This is a genomic window from Microcoleus sp. S13_C3, from assembly GCF_036700905.1.
GTDB lineage: Bacteria > Cyanobacteriota > Cyanobacteriia > Cyanobacteriales > Microcoleaceae > Microcoleus.
Map to the genome: position 1 here is coordinate 1 of NZ_JAUBPT010000361.1, position 1,308 is coordinate 1,308.

Here is a 1,308-nt window from a genome sequence, read left to right on the forward strand (position 1 = left end):
GACTAATTATGAAATGGAACCGAAAAATAAAAAATAAAGGTAACTTAGTTAATGCAGTTTAGATGTCGAACAGCTTACACCTTTGTAGTAGTTCGCAAAACCCCTGAGAATAGGATTCAGCTTTTTGATGAGGACTTCCTGTTCTGCACCATTCAGGCTCTTAACCTCTTCACCAATCCTTTTGCAGAAGGCAAGAACCTTCTTTTTGGAGGGTTTGATTAGAAGTTTTCCATCGTAGTGTCGAGAATTAAACCCTAGAAAATCAAAGCCATCTTCCATTGACGTGATTAGCGTCTTCTCAGAGCTGAATTCAAGACCTCGTTCAGACAACCATGCTTTAATCAGGTTTTGTGCGACTGTGAGATTTTCTTTGTCTCTAGCCGTTACGATGAAATCATCGGCGTAACGCACCACACCAAGCTTAGGATTAGTGGCTTTGATATAATGTTCTAAGCCATGCAAACCAATATTGGCTAATAGAGGTGAAATCACCCCGCCTTGTGGTGTGCCTTGTTCGGTTTGATTAAGATTCCCTTGGTATACAAAACCTGCTTTTAACCATCTTTTGATGAGTTCTCTTTTTGGGAAATTGCCCATCGTGTTCAGGATAGATTCATGGGCGATGTTGTCAAAGAAGCCTTTGATAAGTAGTAGGACACAATTAATTACACAAAAATTTGGGCTACAAGCCTTGTCTAGTAAAAAATCAGCAAAAAATCAGTGTGTAATTAATTCTGTCCAATTACTTATCAGCCTCTAGAACCCAGTTGTGCCATCTTGATAGCAGATTGAAACCTTGTTCTATTGCATCAAGACAGCTTCTTCCCGGGCGGAAACCATAGGAATTTTGCTCAAATATGGCTTCCCATTCGGGTTCGAGTGAGTTCTTTACTATTGTCTGTTCGATTCTGTCACGCACGGTCGGGATTCCGAGCGGTCGTTTTTTGCCGTTAGGCTTGGGTATTTCTACCCTTCGTGTTGGTTTGAGGTTTCCCCCTTCCCAATTATTTACCAGAATCACCCTTTGCTTTGGGGTATTGACGATTTCTTTGTCAATGCCAGCCGTTGCTTTACCTTGGTTGGTTTGAGTGATAAGTCGAACTGACAGTAGTAGATTGGCGTAGCTACGAAGCATCAGCAACTGCCACGCTTCTTAGCTTACGGAAGTTACCAAGCCTTCTCGCACGAAAGATTCTTTGACGCAGGTTTCTAATGGCTTTGTTAATTTTTCTGTCGGGTGAGGTTCGAGAGTCACCTCTGTCCCCTCCCCTAAGAACGCAGCATGAGAGTTTCCAACTCACTGCGCTC

At 42.5% G+C, this 1,308-nt stretch carries 2 protein-coding genes; both read right to left on the bottom strand.

What is annotated here, in order from left to right; all coding sequences use genetic code 11:
- Positions 1-48 precede the first annotated feature (48 nt).
- Entirely contained in the window at positions 49-666 is a 618-nt protein-coding gene (locus QUA16_RS36725; protein ID WP_333181800.1) for a reverse transcriptase domain-containing protein, read from the bottom strand.
- A gap of 76 nt (positions 667-742) precedes the next feature.
- Positions 743-1,135 carry a reverse transcriptase N-terminal domain-containing protein gene (locus QUA16_RS36730; protein ID WP_333109782.1) on the bottom strand — a complete coding sequence of 131 codons (393 nt, stop codon included), beginning with the start codon at positions 1,133-1,135 and terminating at the stop codon, positions 743-745.
- Positions 1,136-1,308 lie beyond the last annotated feature (173 nt).